This is a genomic window from Planctomycetia bacterium, from assembly GCA_034440135.1.
Classification (GTDB): Bacteria; Planctomycetota; Planctomycetia; order Pirellulales; family JALHLM01; genus JALHLM01.
Map to the genome: position 1 here is coordinate 1 of JAWXBP010000255.1, position 3,610 is coordinate 3,610.

Annotated in this window: 4 protein-coding genes; 1 reads left to right on the forward strand and 3 read right to left on the reverse strand. The window is 61.9% G+C overall.

All coding sequences use genetic code 11. From position 1 onward, the window contains the following. On the forward strand, positions 1-193 hold a 193-nt coding region (locus tag SGJ19_15690; protein ID MDZ4781694.1), incomplete at its 5' end, for a type I restriction-modification enzyme R subunit C-terminal domain-containing protein. Between the two features lie 435 nt (positions 194-628). Here the strand turns inward: SGJ19_15690 and SGJ19_15695 are convergent. The 3 genes from SGJ19_15695 to SGJ19_15705 all read right to left on the reverse strand — a co-directional run. Further along, positions 629-1,459, reverse strand: a complete 831-nt coding sequence (locus SGJ19_15695; protein MDZ4781695.1) for a pentapeptide repeat-containing protein — start codon at positions 1,457-1,459, stop codon at positions 629-631. Between the two features lie 262 nt (positions 1,460-1,721). After that, entirely contained in the window at positions 1,722-2,822 is a 1,101-nt protein-coding gene (locus SGJ19_15700) for a TIGR03032 family protein (protein MDZ4781696.1), read from the reverse strand. An 86-nt stretch (positions 2,823-2,908) separates the two neighbouring features. Then, on the reverse strand, positions 2,909-3,610 hold a 702-nt coding region (locus SGJ19_15705; GenBank protein ID MDZ4781697.1), incomplete at its 5' end, for a Calx-beta domain-containing protein.

A 3,610-nucleotide genomic window follows, 5' to 3' on the forward strand; every position in this document is an offset into this window, starting at 1 on the left:
CAACCAGATCGAATTCGTGAATCTGATCATCAACCACTTGACGGAACATGGCGAAATGGAAGCGTCGCGACTTTACGAATCGCCGTTCACAGACCTGACGCCCCAGGGACCAGATGGGCTCTTCAGCGCTTCGCAGATCGAAGAGCTGATCGCAGCAATTGAGCACGTCCGGGCAACGGCCCTCGCTGCGTGAGAGACGTATTCGGTGCGAGTGCCGTTGAGATGACTACAGCGACATAGGCGACACCATAACCCTGCAGTCGCAGGTTTACATCCGGCCTGCTCCACTTGTTTTGTCGGTAGCGAAAACCGCCCACCGTCCGGTTATACCAAAAGCCGACGTCGCGAGAGGTCGGCTTTTTGCGTTGTAGGGCCGGTTGTGGCAAGGAGTTGCGGCGATAGGGCCGCAAGCGTCAAGTCTCGGCCTGCGGACGGCGCGACATAGGTCCCTGCCGTTTCGGCGCGCTGGAATGAACCATTCGGTCTAAAACTCTCGGTTGTCTCGGACTCTCGCACGTCTTGGGTTAACGGGTGTTGGATCCGCTCAATCGGTCGCAACCCGGTATGGTTGCCTCCGGCGAGCGGGACGAACAGCACAAATGCTATCGCAGCCCATCCCATGCCCTGGTCAGAATTCACGTCGCTGACGTAGCGCCAGAGCCACGAGACCCAGCGAGATACCAATAGTGAGTTGCAAGGTGCGTGGCTCCGGCACTGCATGCGGCGCGCTTATACCAAAGTAGTTCCGCACGTTGTTCAGGTCGATGATGTCGACGATGCCGTCGCTGTTCGTGTCGCCGGGCAGGAGGAGCCAGACTCCGCCGGTGGTGTAAAGTTGGCTCACGTCCCAGGGATATTGGCTGGCGACGGCGAATGCGCCAGTAGGCTCGGCGCCGGTCCAGTCGAAGATGTGGAACGTGCGGCCGATGTGCGTGGCGACTTCCACGTCATCGGCGAACGTGAACTCCAGCGTCCCGCCGAATTGGACGGGGATGATGGATTGAAAGGAGATGAGGGAGTCCCAGGGGTCGGCATCGAAGAGCAATTCCAAAACTCCGCCTTCGCCCATGTTCAGGTGGTCGCGAATAGTGACCGCAATCGGTTGTCGTGGTGTGAGCCAAATTGTCGGTGGAGGATCCGACATGCCGTCGTCGTCGCGGACCAAAAGCCGGTCACCGGCGGCCAGATCGAGAGTGGCGATCGTCCGGTCGGGCAGGATTGCATTCCGAGAAATCGCTCCACTCAGGTCCAGGCTTTGAGCACCACGCGTGTCCGCGAAGGTCACGTCCGCGTTCGTGAGAGTCGCATAGGAAAAGGCGGCGCGGGTGAGGTTGGCCTGCGTGAACCGCGCGCTGTCCAGCCAGCTCAAGTTGAAGTTGGAATCAGAAAGGTCCAAGCCTCCCGAGAAATCAGCGTAGCGGAGGTTGTGCGCCTCCGCATTCCAGGAATGTAATTTCACCCCCGGCCCCGGCTCGCCGCCCCCGTTCCCAGAATCACCTCGCCGTTATCCCAGCGGTAGATGTCGGCGAGGGCAGGGTGGCGATCGAAAGGATCGCGATGAGGCAGAGGATGAGTCGTTGAGGAGCCATCGGACTTGGTTCCCTGAATTGGCATGATGAGCCTGGGATCGGCCGTCGGCCGTGACTCACGAAGCCGAGCTGTGAGAAATGGGGCTTCCATTTTGGATGACCGATCTTCGCGACAAATGCCCGCAGGAATTCTCAACCCGGCGGGATAATAAACGTGTGCTGGAGCGAGTCCTTCTGGAAGCCCATCACCTCGGGAAAACGGACGCCGGGCAGGAGTTGCACGTCGAAGATTTCTTCGACAGCCGTCTGAAATTCCAGGATTGCGACCATCGTGCCGCGACTGAGGTCGATGACGCCAATGCCGCACTTCAACTGGTCCCGCTTTTCCGCCAATGGAACGCCGTCCATGGCGGAGGTGGGACGAATCTTCGAGAGGCCCACGAAGGCGTAGGAACCGGCGATCGCCAGGCCGCGAGTGAAGCCGGGAAGTTGGGCGACCGTTTCATGCTGGCCGGTAGCTTGATCGACGATGGCGACGCCGCCCGTCCCCGATTCCAGAACCCAGAGCTTGCCGTCATGCCAGCGCGGGGAGTGCGGCATCGACAAACCGCGCGCGACGAATTCTCCCGAGGGAATGTCGATGATGCAGCCGCCGTGCGCTTTATCCGCCCGCCAACCGTGCGCCGTGTCGGTCTCGCCCAAGGCGGAGGCGTACCGGGGACGGCCATCGACGAGCGCTAGGCCGTTGAGGTGGCAGCGGTCCTCAGCCGCGAGCGCGGTAATGAACGGCGGCCGCCAGCGCGGCACGAAGCTATAGTCGGGGTCGAGCGTGGCGAGGCACGAGAAGCGCGTGTTGACCATCCACAACTCGTCGTCCGCCCAGGCGAGCTCGTGAATGCTAATGTCCCCCGTGACGTGTGACGAGCGCGGCAGATAACAGGCGTCGTGCGCGCCCGCCGGTTCAACCTGCGGGGCGATGTCCGGGGCGTTGCGCAGGTGCCAGACCTCTTTTCGCGTACCGATCGCCAGCCGCCCGGCGTCGACCGCCAGGCCCATCGGCCGGTCGAAAGTGCGGACGAGCGTGGAGAGTCCGTTCCCCTCGACCCGCACCGCGAGCAACTTGTTGGCCTGGTAGGTGCTGACCAGGAGCGTTGCGCCGAGTTGCCGCAGCAAGTCGACAAAGCTGTCGCTCTGCGTGTAGTGAAACGCCACGGCCTTTGGGGCTGGCGGCGCGGCGCCAGGAACATGATTCTGTCCAGTTGTCACTGGCGGCATCGCGGCGAGGGTCGACATGAGAATTCTCGATGGTAAGCCATGAACGGTTAATCCAAAGGCATCTGCCCTCGGCGAATCATCGCCGAGGGCAAAGGCTAAGCGGATCACCGCATCCTGCGACCGTTCCCCCGCCCCCGGATGAAGTCGTCGTTGACAATCGTGCCCAGCCCCGCGGCGTCGGAAATCAGCGCGTTTCCGGTCGGGTTACTGAGCAACAGTTGGAACGTCTCATCGGCCTCGAACGTATGGTCCCCGTAGACCGCGATGCTGACCGTCTTCACCGTCTCGCCAACGCCAAACGTGAGCGTTCCGCTTTGGGCCTGGTAATCGCTGCCCGACGTAGCCGTGCCGTACTGCGTGGCGTATTGAACGGTCACCGGTACGTTCGATGCGGCCGAGAGCGTGACGGTGAAGTTCAAATACTTCACTCCGCGCTTGCCTTCCGTGACGCTGGCGTCGCTGACGGAGATGTACACGTACGACGGCACTGGTCCCCAATTCTGGTCGTTGAGCAGGACCGAAGCGGTGTTCGCGCTGGCGTTAGTCCCGAAGAAATTTGCTGTAGTGACGTCGAGCCAGCCGTCGCCGTTAAAGTCGCCGGCCGCCAGCGCGATGGGGCCGGGGCCCACGGCGAAGTATTCCGGCAGCGAGAACGTGCCGCCAGCGAGTCCGCGCACGATGCTGACGGTGTCGCTTCCCCAGTTCGTGGTGGCGATATCGGCCAGACCGTCATGGTTGAAGTCGCCCACCGCGAGCGAGGTGGGTTCGACGCCGACGGAGTAGTTTTGTGCTGCCGCAAAGCCGCC

Coding starts and splice junctions, on each gene's coding strand:
- SGJ19_15700 (MDZ4781696.1), bottom strand. CDS start 2,822: ATGTCGACCCTCGCCGCGATGCCGCCAGTGACAACTGGACAGAATCAT.